This is a genomic window from Nocardia sp. NPDC047038 (assembly GCF_040644075.1).
GTDB classification, from domain to species: Bacteria; Actinomycetota; Actinomycetes; order Mycobacteriales; family Mycobacteriaceae; genus Nocardia; species Nocardia sichangensis.
In genome coordinates, this window is the sequence record NZ_JBEYVQ010000005.1 from 349,650 (window position 1) to 366,161 (window position 16,512).

The following is a 16,512-nucleotide window of genomic DNA, read 5'->3' on the forward strand; positions in this document are numbered from 1 at the left end:
TTCTATACATGTATAAAAACTCTCGCGGGCGGCCCGGCGTCGCTCTGACGGCGGTGGCCGTCGCGCAGTTCATGGTCGCGTTGGACATGGCGGTGGTGAACGTGGCGCTGCCTGCCATCCGCGCCGATCTGGGCTTCGCGCCGGTCGATCTGGCCTGGGTGGTGCACGTCTACGCGCTGACTTTCGGCGGGTTCCTGCTGTTGGGTGGAAAGGCGTGCGACCTGTTCGGGCGGCGCAGGTTGTTCACCGGCGGGCTCGTGATGTTCGGCATCGCCTCGCTGGTGGGCGGATTCGCGCAGGAGCCATGGCAACTCGTCGCCGCGCGGGCCGTCCAGGGACTCGCGGCGGCGGCCGTGGCGCCCGCCGCCTTGGCCACGTTGACCACGACATTTCCGGAAGGTCCCGCCCGGGTGCGAGCGCTCGGCGTGTGGAGCGCGGTGAACGCGGCGGGCGGCGCGATCGGCGTGCTGGTGGGCGGATTGCTGACCGAGTACGCCAACTGGCGCTGGGTGATGCTCGTCAACGTCCCGATCGTGGTGATCGCATCGGTCGCGGCGGTGGCCGGTGTGGCGGCCGATCGAGTGAGCGGGCGAGCGCGGGTCGATGTGCCGGGCGCCGTCCTGGCCACCGGCGGAATAGGTTTGCTGGTGGTCGGCGTGGTGCGGACCGAACACCACGGTTGGTTCTCCGCCGCCACAGTCCTCACGCTCGGGGCCGGTGCGATGCTGCTCGCGGCTTTTCTCGCGGTCGAGGCGCGTACGTCGACACCATTGGTTCGGCTCGGACTGTTCGGCAACCGCTGGGTGGCCGGAGCGAATGTGTTCGTATTCTTGGCCGCGGCGGGCCAATTCAGCGCGTTCTATCTGCTGTCGCTGTACCAGCAGCAGGTCCTGGGCATGAGCGCGGGCGCGGCGGGTGCGGCTTTCGTGCCGTTCTCGCTCAGTGTCATCGTCGGCACGGTGGTCGCCACTCGCGTGGGCGGCCGCCGTTCCCCGAAAGCGGCACTCGTCATCGGCGGGGTGCTCACCACTGCGGGTATCGGCTGGTTCGCTTTCATCAGCGCCGACGGCAGTTTCCTCGCCGATGTTCTAGGACCCTCGCTGCTGGGCGGCTTCGGCCTCGGACTGTGCCTGGCTCCCGTTGCCGCCGCCGCGAACATGGGCGTCGCGCCCCACGAAGCGGGAATGGCTTCGGGGGCCTTCAACAGCGCGCGGCAGCTGGGTGGATGTGTCGGAGTGGCCGCACTCGCCACCGTCGCGGCGGCGCGCACCGGAGACAGCGTCGCGCCCGCGGCGCTGAACGACGGTTACGCCCTCGCGCTGTGCTGCGCGGCGGGATTCTTCGCCGTGGCGACCGTCGTCGCCGCGACTGTGCTGCCGAGGACGCACCGCGCGATTTCCACGCCCAGAGCAGACGTGGTTCGACCCAAAGCCGAACTATCCGAGAAATTTTTCGCCGCGCGACCATAAGACAGCGCAACCGCCCCGAGAGCCAGGACGGGTCGGATTGCGCCGAGTGCTCTGCACTGACCGCGCACCGAGCCGCCACCACCGGAGCCTCGCTGCTGCCGATCCACATTGGTGCGGCATGGATCCGGTGCCGGAATCCATGCCGCGCCTGGCGATCCACTCCCCCACTTCGTTCCGGCACCGCCCTTGATCGGCCCGGAAAGTCTCATCCAATCCGACGAGAGGAAGCATCATGAATCAGGCCCCGATCGACTTGTTCGGCCGCGCCATCCATTTCGGCCATGACGGCCACGTAGCAGCCGGTGAACGCCGGATGAGCACCGGCGACGGCGACTGGCAGCTCGCGACGTTCCACGTCGAATCCGATGCCGACGTGCACGCCGACCACTGGGAAGTCCATCCCGGCAGCGACGAAGCGGTGTGCTGCCTGACCGGCGCATTGCGTCTCTACCTGCGACCGGAGCACGCGGGCGACGACGAGACGATGGTGCGCCTCACCGCGGGCACCGCGTTCGTCGTCCCCCGCAACCGCTGGCACCGCATCGAACTCGACGGACCGTCCGACATCATGTCCGTCGGCCTGCGCCACGAGACCCGCCAGGAGCCCGTCACCGCACGGTGATCCGCCCAGAGGTGCTCGCACATGGATCGCGTGTGCGAGCACCGCGGGGTCTGATCACCGCCGGCTTTGCCCGCACCCGGCGGTCGGGCCGCGCGAGCGACCGATCCATGACGTACCGACCGGGATACATACGGTAGGAGCCGAATCCGGGCGCCGAGTGGCCCGGCGGAACGATCATGTCCGTCGATTCGCCGTGTCGCCGAGACACGTCCGGCTATCGGGACACCGCCGCGATTGTGGAAAACCGCGCCGTGTCCGACCGATAGCCCACGGCCGCGACGGCTTCCGGCCATACACGCGCCAATTCGAGCAGGAACCGGAACTCCGCCGCGCGATCGCGAGCCTCCGCATGCGCCGCGCCCGCGGCCATCGAGCCGGGAGTGGGTGTGTCACCGTCGCGTTTGGCTCGCACGGCCAGCGCGACCTGGAGGGCAGAGCGACGCGCATCGTCGCGACCGGCGGGCGAGCCGGCCTCGGGCAAAGCGGGTACATACGGTCTCAGGTGTAGCAGCGCATCCCAGATCTCGACGGTCATCCGATAGAGCCGGGACGTTGCTTCCCTCGGCGCGGAACCGTCCTCCGCCAGAATCACTTCCGGCACCACGGCGGTGAGATCTCGCCACAGCGGCCGCAATCTACGGCAGTCACGGCCGGTCCGGTCCAAGCCCGTTCGCGCCAGCAGCGCCGTGACCAGGGGGATCATGGTCAACAGGGTGACGGCGGAGAACGTGAGCACCGCCGCGACGGCCCACACCTTGCCCGGCTGGCTCGGAGGCGTACCGGTGAGCGCGCGACCTACCATGATCGTCATCGAGATCAGCCAATAGGTCGCGAACGCCAGCAGTACCGCGAACGTCAGCTTCTCTCTGATCGAAACGCCTATGGCGCGCAGCTCGCGAACGCAGGCGCGGGCGAAGAGCAGCGCACAGAGACCTCCAGGGAGCGCGGACATCGTCCATACGATTTCGACATAGTCCAACTGCCAGGCCCACCGCAGGATCGGTGTGGCGACGATCAGCGAAACAACGGCAGCGACCGCCGTCGCATCGTATCGCCGCTGACGCAGGTGGACGGTTGCGGCATCGGCACCGTCGACAAGCCTGGCCAGCCCGTAGAAACTGCCGAGCGCCAGGAGACCGCAGCCGAGGTAGAGCCGCGGCCCGAACTCGGGACGGCCCACCGCGACGGTCACCTCGTACAGCAGCAGACCTAGCAGGTTCCAGCTGAACGTGCGGTTGATCAGCCGATCGGTAGCCGTCTCGTCGACGAGCACCCACCGCCCGGCGGTCATGAGCGCGACGAATACGACAACCGACAGCACCACTGGAGTCGGAACAGCGTTCATCGCGATCGACCGTATGCCGTCGCTCGGCGTGGGGCCAGCCCGGGCGCGAAACCGCCGCGGTGTTTCAGCGCACGGCCGCCGCGGCGGACGCGTCCTGCGTGACCCGATCGGCTTCGGCGAGTTCGGCGGCCTCGTCGTAGACGTACTTCTCGCCGATGAACCACGACGCCACGGCCGCCAGGAGCATCATCACCGCCGCCGAGACGAACACCACGAGCAATCCGGAGTGGAACGGGCCGGTGAGCAGGTTCGGGAAGAACTCCTGGCCCGTGAGGGTTTCGGCGTTGACGCCTGGCTTGTCGAGTTCACCCGACGGTCCGAGCAGCTCCTGGATCGGGTTGTAGCCGAGGAACGCGGCGAACATGCTCGCCACCGGCGGCATGCCGGCGAGTTCGGCGGCGGCTCCGGCGGAGACGCCCTGTGCGCGCAGACCGGAGTCGAGCGCCGATGGCAGGCTCGCCGCCAGTCCGAGGACCATCAGGGAGAAGAAGATTCCCATGGACAGCGCGTTGCCGCCGTTGAAGAGGGTGCCGCGCATCCCGGAGGCCGCGCCGCGCTGGGCGGCGGGAACGCTGGACATGATGGCGGCGGTGTTCGGCGAGAAGAACAGCCCGCTGCCGATGCCGTTGAGCACGGTGATCGACGCGAACAGCCAGTAGTCGAAGTTCACCGGGATGACCAGCAGCAAGATGAAGGTCGCGCCGGTCAGCAACGCGCCTCCGGTGGTGAACAGCCGGGGCCCGTAGCGATCGGACAGCCAGCCCGAGATCGGGCCTGCGGCGAGGAAGCCGATGGTCAACGGCAGCAGGTAGATGCCTGCCCACAGCGGGGTGGACTCGAAGTCGTACCCGTGCAGCGGAAGCCAGATGCCCTGTAGCCAGATGATGAGCATGAACTGCATGCCGCCACGTCCGATCGAGACCATCAGATTGGCGAAGTTGCCGAGACCGAAGGCGCGGTGGCGGAACAGGCCCAGGTGGAACATCGGATCGGGGACCCTCGTCTCCACTACGCAGAACGCGACCAGCAGGAGAAGGCCGCCGAGTACAGCGGCCAGCACCCACGGGCTCGTCCAGCCGGTCGCGTGGCCGCGGTAGGGCTGGATGCCGTAGGTGATGCCGGTGAGCAGCGCCGTGAGTCCGAGACCGAAGGTGATGGTGCCCGCCCAGTCCAGTTTGCCCGAGGTCCGGATGCCGACCTCGTGCAGCGAACGATAGGACCAGACCGCGCCGAGAACGGCGATCGGGACACTGACCCAGAACACCGCACGCCAATCCCATTCCGACAGCACGCCGCCGATGAGCAGGCCGAAGAACGAACCGGCCACCGCGGCGACCATGTTGATGCCGAGCGCGGTGCCGCGCTGGCTCGCGGGGAAGGCATCGGTGAGGATCGCCGAGGAGTTGGCCGTCAGCATCGCGCCGCCGACACCCTGGACGACGCGCCAGACGATGATCCACAACGCGCCCGCGCCCCCGTGCCACGGATCGAAGGACAAGGCGACCGCCGACAGCGCGAAGATGGTGAAGCCCAGGTTGTACACCCGCACCCGGCCGAAGATGTCGCCGAGCCGCCCGAACATCACCACCAGCACGGCGGTGGCGAGCAGGTAACCCATCAGCATCCACAGCAGGTACCCGACATTGCCCGCCTCGAGTGGGTTGAGCCCGACGCCGCGGAAGATCGCGGGCAGCGAGATCAGCACGATCGAGGAATTGATCGCCGTGAGCAGGACACCCAGCGTGGTGTTGGTCAGAACGATCCACTTGTAGCGCGGATGGTCCCGGTCGTAGCGCAACCGGCGCCGGATGGTTCGGACATCACCCGGATCGACTTCGATGGATGGATTCGTCACGGACAGCCCCTCACCAGATAGTTACCACGGCAAACTATATAGTTAGCCGATGTAACCATCAAATGGAGCCGCATCCACCGAGCACCGATACCACCCGGGAGCTACATAGGTTAGCCTTGGCTAGCTTGCTTGGAAGGAAGGTGCGGCAGATGAACTCTGTTCGGACGCGCGGCCGTTGGTCGCGGGCGGCGCTGACTGTGCTGACGGGAGTCCTCGCCCTCGGCCTGGCCGCGTGCGGATCGGCGGAGGACGACTCGGCGTCCGGCGGCGAACAGGTGACCATCCACCACGCCCGCGGCGAGACGACCGTCGAAGGCACTCCGAACAAGATCGTCGCCCTCGGCAATCAGTGGCTGGACACCACGCTCGCGCTCGGCGTGGTGCCCGTCGGATACCTCGACAATGTCGCGATCGCCTCCAAGAGCACCCCGCCGTGGGAGCCGGGGAGCCTCGCATCGGCGAAGGCGCTCACCAGCACTGGGAACCTCGCCGAACAGGTCGCCGCGCTGGAGCCGGACCTGATCCTGGTCGATCCGTTCATCGCCGACCAGAAGACCTACGACGAACTCTCCCGTGTCGCGCCCACGTTGCCCGCCCTGAGCAAAGCGGCGGTAGCGCCCTGGCAGGACCAGATCACCACCCTCGGCAAGGTGCTGCACAAGCCGGACGAGGCGAGCAAGGTGATCGCGAAGGTGGATGACAAGGTCGCCGCGATCGCCGCCGCGAGCCCCGGATTGAAGGGCAAGACGTTCGCCAGTACCTGGCTGGCCGGTCCGGCACAGCTCATGGTGTTGACCGACCCCGACGACGGATCGTCGAAGGTCTTCACCCAATTGGGTCTCGGCATTCCGAAGAACCTCACCGACCTGCCCGCCAATCAGGGCAGGCTGGCCCTGTCCCCGGAGCGGGTCGACGAATTGACCGCCGATCTCTTGCTGGCCGGCTACGCCCCCGGCTTGGACGAGAAGTTCCGGCAGCTACCCGGCTACGCCGACCTGCCCGCGGTCAAGAAGGGCTCGGTCGTGTTCCTCACCACCCAGGAGATCAGCGCCGTGAACACGCCGACGGCGCTCTCGGTGCCGTACATCCTCGACAAGCTGGAACCCGCCTTCGCCGCTGCGGCGAAATAGGCGCCGCGTCGGTCGACTCGGCCCGGCAAGCGGTGGTACGCGCTGCTCGCCGCATGTCCACAGCGGACCCGATCGGCTGTGTGGGAATGACCCACTCGACCGCGTCCACGGCGACAGACCGCGCCCGCGCGCTCGGAGCGGCGTCCGCGCTGGGGCGACGCGAGCCTGCGGCGACGCCCCTCATCAGGATCGATCCGGAGAGGAGCGCGGACAGTCCACAGGTCCGCCTGCGGACCGAAGACCGCCGGGCGCGCTCACCGATCAGTGCGTCGTGGACAACCGCGCTGCCTGCCAACCGCTTTCACGTCTGCGCGAGGATTTCCTCGTCCGTCATCGCGGCGACCTCGAGGTAGAGCCGGGCCACCGCGGACAGCCTGCCGTCCGCGCCGTGCCGAATCTCGCGCTCCCGCAGGCACTCGGCCAGCCGGGCGACGGTGCGTGCGGCGAACAGGTCCGCGACCAGTGCGTGCTCGGCTTGCAACCACTCGCGCACGCGGGCGATGACAGTCGTGGCGAGCACGGAATCGCCGCCGCGGCCGAAGAAGTCGTCGTGCACGCCGATCGCATCGATGCCGAGGACGGTCGCGACGATGTCGGCGAGCGCGGCCTCCACGTCGTCGCGTGGGGCGGTCTCCCGGTCCTCCCCCACCCCTGGCTCGAGCAGGGCGACCACGGCGCGGCGGTCCAATTTCCCATTGGCGGTCAACGGCATCTGCTCGAGGAGCTCGATCCGAACGGGAATCATGTAGCCGGGCAACAGGTCCGCGAGCGCCGTAGCGATGTCGCCGATCTCGTCCAGGTCACCCGCGACGGCGGCGACCAGCTTGGGTGCGCCCGCACCGACGACCGCCGCGACGGCGTGCCGGACGCCGGGCACCGTGCGCAACGCGGTCTCGACCTCGCCGAGTTCGACCCGGTATCCGCGGATCTGGACCTGGTGGTCGGCACGGCCGAGGAATTCGATGGTGCCGTCGGGCCAGTACCTGGCCATATCGCCGGTCTTGTACCAGCGGATGCCGTCGTGTTCGACGAAGCGTTCCGCGGTGCGCTCCGGGTCGTTGCGGTAGCCGGCGGCGACACCGACGCCGCCGACCCACAGTTCGCCTGGCACCCAGTCCGGGCAGTCGCGGCCCGCGGGAGAGACGACGCGGCATCGGACGTTGCGCAACGGAACGCCGAATGGCACGGTCGCCCAGTGCGCGGGCGGTTCACCCGTCACCTCGCAGATGGTGGTGTGGATGGAGGTCTCGGTCGCGCCGCCGAGTCCGGCGAATCGGCAACCCGGCGCCTGCGCCGACAGCCTGCGAGCGAGATCGGCGCCGACCCAGTCCCCGCCGAGGATGGCCGCGCGCAGCGAATCGCCCAGCTGATCACCGCCGATCTCCAAGATCATGTCCAGCATGCTCGGCACGCAGTTGAGAATCGAGACCCGATGTGTGCGCAGCAGTTCCACCCAGCTGGAGGGGTCGGCGCGCTGTTCCGGATCGACGGTCACGACCGCGCCGCCCACCGCGAACAAGCCGAAGATGTCGTAGACCGAGAGGTCGAATTCCAGGGCGGACAGGCCCAGCGAGCGGTCGGCGCCGCCGACGCCGAACCACTCGTTCAACGCGTCGATGGTGTTCATCGCGCCACGGTGTGGGATCTCGACGCCCTTGGGCACGCCGGTCGATCCGGAGGTGAACAGCACGTAGGCGATATCGCCGGTGTCCGGGTAGACGGGGGCCGCGAGCGGCTCCGCATAGGCACTGGCCGCGTCGATGGACAGGCACGTGATCGGTGCGCCCAGGTCCGCGCCCTCGACCGTCAGCGCCGCGTGGACACCGCCGGTGCGGAGGATCTCCGCACGGCGGCCTGCAGGCTGATCGAATCCGATGGGCACGTAGGTCGCCCCGGCGGCGAGCACACCGAGCACGGCGGTGACCTGATCCGGCCCCTTCGGCAGCGCGACGGCGACCGCGTCGCCCGGCTCCACGCCCTCGGCGCGCAAGGCCCCCGCCACCGCCAGCGCGCGAGCGGCCAACTCCCCGTAGCTCCAGGCGCCTCGGTCGTCGCCCAGGCCCCAGACCACGGCGGGCGCTTCGGGATTCGCCGCCGCGTTGTCGAAGAACCCCTGGTGCAGGGACCGCCCGCTGACCGGGCCGTCGGTGGCGTTGACCGCGGCGCGCACCGCGGCCTGGTCGACCGGCAGCCGCACGGCGGCCTCCGCGTTCCACCCTGCCGCCCCGTCACCGAGCCGCCCGATCGCCGCGCGGTACCAGGCGAACATGGCGTCGATCATGCCGTCGGGGAAGGCCGACGCGCGCACGTCCCAGTTCAACAGCAGCCCGCCGCGGACCTCGGTGACCTGCGCGTCGAGCAGTACCTGCGGGCCCTGCGAGATGATCCACACGGGCTCGCCGAAGGTCTCGGTGACCGTGTCGGCGAACAGCTCGCCCAAGTTCAGCGCGCTGGTGTAGACGACCGGGGCCAGCACGGGTTCACCGCGATGCCTACCCAGATCCCGCAGCACTTCGAGCCCGGAATACACGGTATGCGCACCGCTTTCGTGCATGCCGCGCTGTAACGTGCGGGCGCGCTCGGTGACCGACATGCTGTCGGTGACGTCCACCTCGAGCATGATCGAGGACGTGAAGTCGCCGATCACCCGATCGATGTCGGGGTGCACCGGATCCCGGTGGAACAGTGGCACGTTCAGCAGGAATCGGCTCTGCGCTGACCAACCGCCGATGGTCTCGGCGAATACCGCGGCCAGCGCCATGGCCGGAGTGATGCCGCGCTCGTGTGCGGCGGCGAGCAACCGCTGCTTGGCTTCCGGCTCCAGCCAGTGGTCGTAACGCACGGTGCGATTCGGGTCGGTGCGCTCACTCACCGGCACGGTGGGAAGTTCCGGCGCGCCCGGCAGTTCCGGCAGCCGCTCCTGCCACCACTGCCGGTCGCGCTCGCGAGCGGCGCCGTCCCCCTGGCGCTCGGTGCGGTGCCTGCGATAGGTGTAGCCGGGGACCGGCACGGCCCTCCCGTGGTACAGCTCGGCCAGATCGGCGATCAGGACCCGGTAGCTCATGGCGTCGCCCGCGAGCATGTCGACATCCAGGTGCAGTCGACTGCGGTCCGCGTCGCGCAAGGTGAGCGTGACATCGATGACCTGACCGTCTTCGATGGCCAGACGCTGGTGGGTCTTGCGGTCACGCAGCTCGGCGAGCGCGGCGTCGGCCGCCTCGGGCGACCGATCACGCAGGTCGACGACCTCGAACACCGGCCTACCAGGGGCGGTCATGGTCTGCTGGGTGCCATCCGGCAGGAACCTGGTGCGCAGCATGGGATGGGTGGCGACCAGATCGGCCACCGCGCGCTCCAGCCGCTCCGGATCGATACGGCCGCCGTCGAATTCGATGTACAGGTGCGCCGCGACGCCGCCGAGCTCTTGTTCGTCGGAGCGGCCGATCCAGTACGCGTGCTGCATGGTGGCCAAGGGGAAGGGCGCCGCCTCGTCGTCCGCGGTCGCCACCGGCACGACCGTCACCGGGCCTGCCGCCCGCCCGACCGCACTCGCGCCGAGCAGACCGTGCCAGGAAGCCACCGTGGGGGTGGCCGCCAGCTGAGCGAAGTTGATGTCGGCGCCGCGTTTGCGCCAGCCGCCCGCGAGCTTCATGGTGCGAATCGAGTCCAGCCCCAGTTGGATGAGGTCGTCGTGATCGGCGATCTCCGTGGCGGCGAGGCCCAGTTGGTCGGCCACCGCGGACCGGATCTCCTCCCGGCCGATGTCCACCGTTCCTTCTGCCCGACGCTGTGTCGACTCCATCGCGCTGCCACTCCTTGTCTGCCGCCGGAACCGGCGGTCTGGACTGCTGGGGCACAGCTTAGCCGACCCTAAATAGGTATGCCTAACCTACATCGGCGCGTGCTTTCGGCCATTCCCGCGCCAATTCGAGTAATTGCCGCAAGCCGTTGGCACGATCGTGACCACCGGTCGCCACGGCGGCGAACGGAGCGGTCGGTGTGACCGGACGGAGCCCGGCGGCTCGGGACCGGATGGCGTGGGCGATCTGACGGGCGTAATCGCCGACGCCATGACCCGCGTCGGCGGCCGCCCGCGCCGGCGCGGGCGACGGCATATACGGCTTCAAATGCAAAAGCGCGTCTTGGATCTCCACCGTCATCCGATAGAGCCGGGACGCCGCGCCGCCGTCTCCGTCGTCGGACCGACTCAACACGACCTCTGGGACGGCGGCGGTCAGGTCACACCACAGCGGACGCAGACGGCGGCAGCGCCGACCGGTCTTGTCCAGCCCCGCGCGCGTCAGCACGGCGGTGAAAAGCGGTATCGCCGTGAGCGTCGCGATGATCAATACACAGAAGAAGGACGAGTTCGCCAGCACGTTCCCCGGATGGCTCGGCGGGACGCCGAAGAGCGCGCGGACCACGGTGATCACTGCCGCCGCCGCCCAATAGACCGCGAGGAACAGCAGCGCCGAATACGTCAGCTTCTCCTTCGTCATCCGCGCGGCGGTGCGCAGCTCTCGGAGACTGGCATGTGCGACCAGATATCCGCTGGCCACCATGGGCAGCTCCGACAACGTCCACACGATCTCGTCCAAACCGACGTGCAACACGTTCCGGGCGAAGGGCGAAAAGATCAATGTCAGAATCGAACTCACGGCGGCGACGGCGGCGTAGATCTTCTGCCGTCGCAGCATGACCTCGGGGTCCGCACCCGCCGCCAGTTGCGCGAGCACCAGGACGACGGCGGTGGTCATCAGTCCGCAGCACAGGAACAGTCGCTGCCCGAGTTGCGCGGAACCTGCCGCCGCGGCGGCGACATAGAGCGCCAGACCACACAAATTCCACGCCCACGCATGGTTGATCATGCGATCGGTGACACTGTCCGCGACCAGGAACCACCGGCCGACCGTGATCGCCGCGATAGTCAGAATGACCGGGAACATGATCCAAACAGACACCGAATCCATCGAGGTGCAACCCTAATCGTCGCTGCCCCCAGGTCCAATGGCAGTGAGCCGGTCGCGGTGCGCGACCGTGACCGGCTCACCCGAATCAGCGTTGCGCGGACCAGGATTCGCGCAGCATGGCCAACGCGTCACCGGACAGGCCCGAGGCCGACATCGGCTCGTACCGGTGCTCCTCCGGCGCCGGCGCGCCCGCCGCCCGATCGGCGGCCGCGTCGACGGCCGCCGCCAGTTCGTGCAGCGTGAAGTGCTCGAAGATCAGCTGCGGGGTGAGCGCCAGGCCCGCCTCGCCCGCTCGCGCGGCCCACTGGATCGCGATGACGCTGTCTCCGCCGAGCGCGAAGAATCCGTCCGTGCGGTCCACGTCGGTGATCTCCAGCAGTTCCTCCAACAGCGCCGCCAGAGCGCGCTCGGTCTCGGTCTGCGGCGGGCCCGCCTCGGCCTCGCCGACCGTGGCCTCGGACGCCGCGTGGCGCACAACGGTACGCGCGGTGTCCCAGCCCTGCGGCGCGAGGTTCGATTCCCGCACCGCGGTATCGGGTTTCGTGGCGAACGCGGTCAAGATCCGCACCAGCGTGTCGGCGAATTCCTCGCCGGAGGCCGGGTCGTACAGCTCCGAGTTGACCACCACCCGCACCAGCAACTCGCCACCGGGTTCGACCAGGAAGTCCAGGTGGAAGTCCATGAACGCGGCGTCGTACCGCGGCGTGAGCGGGGTCAGTGTGGTCTCGGCGGTGAAGCCGACGGTCGGCGCGGTGTGCCCGAACTGCATGATCACCTGGAACAGCGGATTGCGGCCGAGTACCCGGGGCGGGTTGAGCGTTTCCACGATCCGCTCGAACGGTACGTCCTGGTGGCCGAGAGCGCCGAGCGCCGATTCGCGCACCCGCTGGAGCACGGTTCGCGGCGACGGGTCGCCCGAAAGATCGTTGCGCAGCACCATCATGTCGGCGAACAGGCCGATCAGCCGGTCCACCGACCGCCAGGGCCGATTGGCGACCGTCGCGCCGATCGGCACGTCGTCGCCGCCGCCGAGGGTGTGCACCAGCACCGCGGCCGCTGCCTGGCACAGCATGAACTCGGTCGCGCCGGTCGTCTCCGCCAGCGATCGCAGTGCCTGCCACGTCTCGGCCGCGACGATCCGGGTCGCGCTGACACCGGCATGGCCCAGCCGCGCGGGACGCGGGCGGTCGTGGCCGACCGCGATCTCCACCGGCAGGCCCGCCAAGGCCGCGCGCCAGTAGTCGAGTCGCGCTTTGCCGTATTCGCTCAGATCGTCGCGGCCGGGGGCGTGGTCGAAGGTATCGCGTTGCCACACCGCGAAGTCGGCGAAGTGCAGCGCCGGTTCCGGCCAGGACGGAGCCGTGCCGCTCACCCGCGCGCGGTAGGCGACGGTGAGGTCCTCGAGGAAGACCCGGCACGATTCCCGGTCGGTGACCATGTGATGGGTCAGCACCGACAGCACGTGGGTGCGCTCGTCCAGGACGAACAGGCGCAAGCGGAGCAGCGACTCCCCGGCCAGGTCGAACACATGGTTCGCCTCGGCCGCCAGCGCCTCGTCCAGGCGAGCGCCGTCGAGCGCGGTGCGGGGCAACTCGACCGGTCCCGCCGGGGCCACCCGCTGGTACGGCGTGCCCTCGTGCTCCGGGAAGCTGGTGCGCAACGACTCGTGACGGGCGATGACGTCGCCGAGCGCCGCGGTGAGCGAGGCGATGTCGAGTTCGCCGTCGAAGCGGATGGCGAACCGGAAGTTCTCCCACCCGAACGGGCCTTCCAGCTTGCGCCGCAGCCACAGCGCCCGCTGCGAGTACGACAGCGGAATACGTTCGGGGCGTGGTCGTTTCGTCGGCATCGCGGCGTTGTCACCGGAGGGCAGGCCGGTGGGAACGACCTCGTCGAGGTTCTCGCCGAACCGATCGTGGTACCGGGCGACCAGATGCGCGGCGAGCCCGGCGACCGTCGGGGTGTCGAACGCCGCGCGCACGTCGATATCGATCCCGAATGTGTCGCGCACCAGGGCGACCAGCCGGGCCGCGAGCAGGGAGTGGCCGCCGAGTTCGAAGAACGAGTCGTCGGCGCCAACTCGCTCGGTGTCGAACAGCTCGCCGTACAGCGCGGCGAGCCGGATCTCGGTGGGCGTTTCCGGTGCCCGATACGTGCGGGTCCGAGTCAGCACCGGCTCCGGCAGCGCGCGGCGATCGAGCTTGCCGTGGGCGCTCAACGGGACTTCATCGATCACGGCGAAGGCCGCGGGGACCATGTGCTCGGGCAGCGTCGCCGCGACCGTCGCGCGCACCTGCTGGAGGTCGATCTCGCTTCCCGGCGCGGGCACCAGGTACGCGGCCAGGATCGGGCCGAGCCGCTCGTGCTCGGTGACGATCGCGACGCACTGCGCGACGCCGGGGTGATCGGCCACCGCGGCCTCCACCTCACCGAGTTCGATGCGGAACCCGCGCACCTTCACCTGTTCGTCGGCGCGGCCGACGAATTCGATCTCGCCGTCGGCGGTGCGCCGGGCGAGATCGCCGGTGCGGTACAGCCTGCCGCCGGGTAGGAAGGGGTCGGCGACGAACCGCTCCGCGCTCAGGGCGGGCCGATCCAGGTAACCGCGCGCGAGCTGGCGTCCGCCCAAGTAGATCTCGCCGATCACGCCCGGCGGGACCAGCCGCAGCGAGTCGTCGAGCAGGTAGACGTAGACGTTGCGGTTGGGGAATCCGATCGGCACGATCCTGGTGCCTTGCGGCCCGTCGACCGGCATGGACGTCGAGCACACCACCGCTTCCGTCGGCCCGTAGTGGTTGCGCAGGTCGGCGTCGAATTGCGCGGCGAACCGGTCGGCGATCTCGCCGGGCAGCGCCTCGCCGCCGACCGGCACGTGCCGCAACGCCCGCCAGTCGTTCGCCTCGGGGAGCATGAGGAAAGTGGCCAGCAGCGAGGGCACCATGTGCAGCACCGTGATCCCGTGGCGGGCGATCAGCTCGGCGACGTACGGAATATCGCGGTAGGCGTTCGGTTTCGGGACGACGATGCTCGCGCCCGCGATCAGCGGCAGGAAGATGTCGGCAAGCGACGCGTCGAAGCTCACCGAGGTGGCCTGCAACACCCGCTCCGGGACGCTGGCGTCCCAGTCGGCGGCGAAGTTCACCAGGTGATCGGCGATCGCGTCGTGCGGCACGGGCACGCCCTTGGGCTGTCCGGTGGAGCCCGAGGTGTAGATCACGTAGGCGATGTTCGACGGGCGCAGCGGCGACTCGCGTTCGGCGTCGGTGGGATTCGTGTCCGGCGCGTCGACCGCCTCGGTCATCGCCGCCGCGATCGCTTCGGCGTCGAACGACAGCGCCGGACGCGCGTCCGACAGCAGATACTCGATGCGGTCCGGTGGATAGGCCGGATCGATCGGCAGGTACGCGCCACCCGACTTGAGTACCGCGAGGCTCGCGATGATGAATTCGATGGAGTTCGCCATGCGCAGCGCGACGAGCTGCTCGGCGCCGACGCCGCGTCGGATCAGCCAGTGCGCCAGGCGATTCGCCCGCCGGTTCAGCTCGCCGTAGGTGAGTTCGGCTTCGTCGGATACCACCGCGACGCGATCGGGGGTCGCCGCGGCCTGCCGCTGCACCAGCTCGACCAGCGTTGTCGCGGGCGCGTCGACGAGCGGACCGTGCGATGCCGCGACGATGTCCGCGCGGTCGGCGGCGCCGAGCATATCGATCGCGCGGACCGGCTGCCGTGGATCGCGCATCGCGTCGGTGAGCAATTCCAGATAGTGGCGCAGCAATTGCGCCACCACCGACCGGTCCAGCTCGTCGACGAGGTAGGTGGCCTCCACGCGTGCGCCCGCGTCGTCGAGGACGACCATCAGTCCCAGCGGCTCCTGCGCGACCGTGCTTCCCCACGGCAGCTCGGTGGAGCGGACCCCGGCGAGATCGAACCCGTTCGCCCCGCCGCGCACGCTGAAGCTCAGCTGCACGAGCTGGGCCAGGCCGTCACTGCCCGCGATCCGGTCCGAACTCACCTCGCGGACGACCCGTTCGACGCCGATCCCTTGATGCGCGAACGCGTCGCGGGCGGCGTCCCTCGTCACGTCGACCAGCTCGGCGAAGCTGCGCCCCGGACGGATTCGGGCGCGCAACAGCAGCGTGTTGCCGAAATAGCCGATCAGCGCCTCGGCGTCGCTACCGCGGCGGTCGGTCACCGGTACCGCGACGAGGAAATCGGTCGCCGCGGTGTACCGCTGGACCAGCGCCTGGAAGGCGGCCAGCAGCACCATGAACGGGGTGGCCGAACGGTCGCGCGCGACCTCGGTGACCCGGTCCAGCAGTTCCTGGGGCAAGGGCAGCACGCACTTGTCGGCATTGCGGGTAGCCGCGCCACCGGCGAGCGTTCCGGGCAACTCGAGCCGCTCCGGGAGCGGGGTCAACCGCTCGCGCCAGTACGCCAGGTCGGCGTCGTCTTCGGCGGGCCGCTCGGCGAGCGACACGTCCACGTACTGCGCACGGATCTCCGCCTGCGGGTCACCGCGGTAGGCGGCATTGAGCTCGGCGAAGAAGACCGACCAGGAGTCGTCGTCCCAAGCGATGTGGTGGATCGTCAGCACGAGCACGTGTTCGGCCGGACCGGTGCGCGCCAACGTCACCCGCAGCGGCGACTCGGAGGTCAGGTCGAACGGACGCGCGAACTCCCGCCTCGCCAGAACCTCGAGTCGCCTGCCTCGGCCTTCCTCGGAGAGATCCGTGAGATCGTGCTGCTGCCACACCGGCCCCAGTTCGGCGTGTGCCGTTTGATACGGCTCGCCGTCCGCGCCGACGTGATAGGTGGTGCGCAGGATCTCGTGCCGCGCCACGACGGTGTCGAAGGCGGCGCGCAGCCGTGCGCTGTCCAACGGACCGTCGAGTCGGTAGCCGACGCAGACGTTGAGCGTGGTGTCCTCCGGCGCGACCGTCTGCACGAACCACATCCGCTGCTGCGCGGACGAGAGCGGAGCCGGATCGCCGGGGCGCCTGCCGCGCGCGGGTCGCGCGGGCGCGGGCGCGAGTTGCTGTTCACGCAGTCGCTGCTGCAGCAGCCGCTTGCGCCGCTCGAGAATCTCGTCTGACATGGTGGGTCCTTCGGACTGGGTTCGGA

At 69.2% G+C, this 16,512-nt stretch carries 8 protein-coding genes; 3 read left to right on the forward strand and 5 right to left on the reverse strand.

From position 1 onward, the window contains the following. Nucleotides 1–8: 8 nt before the first annotated feature. Entirely contained in the window at nt 9–1,469 is a 1,461-nt protein-coding gene (locus ABZ824_RS20900) for an MFS transporter (RefSeq protein WP_356964822.1), read from the forward strand. Between the two features lie 232 nt (nt 1,470–1,701). After that, a complete protein-coding gene (locus tag ABZ824_RS20905; protein WP_356964823.1) occupies nt 1,702–2,091 on the forward strand; it encodes a cupin domain-containing protein in 390 nt (129 codons plus the stop codon). Nucleotides 2,092–2,305: 214 nt separating this feature from the next. On the opposite strand, the gene ABZ824_RS20910 is transcribed toward ABZ824_RS20905, so the two are convergent. Continuing rightward, nucleotides 2,306–3,436: an MAB_1171c family putative transporter gene (locus ABZ824_RS20910; RefSeq protein ID WP_356964824.1), complete on the reverse strand. Its 1,131-nt coding sequence runs from the start codon at nt 3,434–3,436 to the stop codon at nt 2,306–2,308. A gap of 64 nt (nt 3,437–3,500) precedes the next feature. Further along, nucleotides 3,501–5,291 (reverse strand): MFS transporter, encoded by a 1,791-nt coding sequence (locus ABZ824_RS20915; protein ID WP_356964825.1) that lies wholly within the window; start codon nt 5,289–5,291, stop codon nt 3,501–3,503. 149 nt (nt 5,292–5,440) lie between these two features. Between ABZ824_RS20915 and ABZ824_RS20920 the strand changes: the two genes are divergently transcribed. Next, complete coding sequence (locus tag ABZ824_RS20920) at nt 5,441–6,421, forward strand: ABC transporter substrate-binding protein (RefSeq protein WP_356964826.1); 981 nt, start codon at nt 5,441–5,443, stop codon at nt 6,419–6,421. Nucleotides 6,422–6,722: 301 nt separating this feature from the next. On the opposite strand, the gene ABZ824_RS20925 is transcribed toward ABZ824_RS20920, so the two are convergent. The 3 genes from ABZ824_RS20925 to ABZ824_RS20935 form a co-directional block, all read right to left on the reverse strand. Continuing rightward, nucleotides 6,723–10,223 carry an amino acid adenylation domain-containing protein gene (locus tag ABZ824_RS20925; protein ID WP_356964827.1) on the reverse strand — a complete coding sequence of 1,167 codons (3,501 nt, stop codon included), beginning with the start codon at nt 10,221–10,223 and terminating at the stop codon, nt 6,723–6,725. Between the two features lie 82 nt (nt 10,224–10,305). Then, on the reverse strand, nt 10,306–11,382 hold the full coding sequence (locus ABZ824_RS20930) for an MAB_1171c family putative transporter (protein WP_356964828.1): 1,077 nt from the start codon (nt 11,380–11,382) through the stop codon (nt 10,306–10,308). A 94-nt stretch (nt 11,383–11,476) separates the two neighbouring features. Further along, complete coding sequence (locus ABZ824_RS20935; RefSeq protein ID WP_356964830.1) at nt 11,477–16,486, reverse strand: amino acid adenylation domain-containing protein; 5,010 nt, start codon at nt 16,484–16,486, stop codon at nt 11,477–11,479. Nucleotides 16,487–16,512 lie beyond the last annotated feature (26 nt).

Coding starts and splice junctions, on each gene's coding strand:
- ABZ824_RS20900 (WP_356964822.1), top strand. CDS start 9: ATGTATAAAAACTCTCGCGGGCGGCCCGGCGTCGCTCTGACGGCGGTG.
- ABZ824_RS20905 (WP_356964823.1), top strand. CDS start 1,702: ATGAATCAGGCCCCGATCGACTTGTTCGGCCGCGCCATCCATTTCGGC.
- ABZ824_RS20910 (WP_356964824.1), bottom strand. CDS start 3,436: ATGAACGCTGTTCCGACTCCAGTGGTGCTGTCGGTTGTCGTATTCGTC.
- ABZ824_RS20920 (WP_356964826.1), top strand. CDS start 5,441: ATGAACTCTGTTCGGACGCGCGGCCGTTGGTCGCGGGCGGCGCTGACT.
- ABZ824_RS20925 (WP_356964827.1), bottom strand. CDS start 10,223: ATGGAGTCGACACAGCGTCGGGCAGAAGGAACGGTGGACATCGGCCGG.
- ABZ824_RS20935 (WP_356964830.1), bottom strand. CDS start 16,486: ATGTCAGACGAGATTCTCGAGCGGCGCAAGCGGCTGCTGCAGCAGCGA.